The sequence below is a fragment of the Neisseria sp. P0021.S007 genome, from assembly GCF_051956855.1.
This window is the reverse complement of the sequence record NZ_JBQCXA010000897.1, coordinates 1-571: the sequence shown is the minus strand read 5'-3', so window position 1 is coordinate 571 and position 571 is coordinate 1. Positions and strand designations below refer to the sequence as shown.

The following is a 571-nucleotide window of genomic DNA, read 5'->3' as shown; positions in this document are numbered from 1 at the left end:
GTCTGGTGGTTTTGGAGGGGGTGGGAGGGAAAAGAATTAGGAGGGGGGAAAAGAAGCAAAACCGACCACGAAAAGGGGGGGAAACAACAACACCTGGTTGGAAGGAAAAAATGATCAAAGGTCTCGAGGAAATATGAAAGAAAGTCATCTGAAAAACCTGAATTGAGGTTTTCAGACGACCTTTGTTTTGCCTGAAATCGGGTGTTTAAGAAATCAGGTTCAAATCGCTGATGCGGTCGTAGAGGCGGTCGGGGTCGTTGCCTTCTTCGTGCATTTGGATGCGCAGGCGCAGGTCGTTGGTGGAAACGGCTTGGCGCAGGGCTTCGTCGTATTCGATTTGACCTTTGATGTAGAGTTCGAACAGGTGTTGGTCGAAGGTCTGCATGCCGTCCGTGCCGGAGCGCGTCATGAGTTCGCGGATTTCCATGAGCTCGCCTTTGAAAATCAAATCCTGCATCGCGGGGGTGTTGAGCAGCAAATCGACGACGGCGGTACGCTGGCTGCGGTTTTTCTTGATGGCGAGGCGCTGGCCGATGATGCCGGTCAGGTTGAGCGCCAAATCCATGAGGAC

At 52.5% G+C, this 571-nt stretch carries 1 pseudogene; it reads right to left on the bottom strand.

Annotated features, from left to right (window positions below):
* Positions 1-205: 205 nt before the first annotated feature.
* Positions 206-571, bottom strand: a pseudogene (locus ACTHUR_RS16595) (type IV pili twitching motility protein PilT); the annotation flags it as partial.